Raw genomic sequence first — 262 nt, forward strand, 5'->3', positions numbered from 1 at the left:
ATTAATACTGCTTTTTCTCGTTCTGCTTCTGACATACAGTTATATATACCTTTCAGTGCATCGACCCTATACTGGATAAACTTCGGTTCTTTATACCATCTATCAATGCCATGAATTGTTAAGTTTCCAAGTTTCTCAGCTTCTTCTTGCGCTCGTCCAACTTATGATTTCACGCTAAATGTAGAATAGTGAGTCGCAAGATCAAGTGCGATTGCATCCTCTATTCCATCGTTATGCATAGCTTGTACCGCATCTTCAATAA

At 38.2% G+C, this 262-nt stretch carries 1 pseudogene; it reads right to left on the minus strand.

Features of this window, described 5'->3' with window-relative positions:
- A pseudogene (locus JDS92_RS30280) lies at positions 1-262 on the minus strand (ferrochelatase); the annotation flags it as partial.

The organism is Bacillus cereus group sp. N12 (assembly GCF_016483575.1).
Taxonomy (GTDB): Bacteria; Bacillota; Bacilli; order Bacillales; family Bacillaceae_G; genus Bacillus_A; species Bacillus_A toyonensis.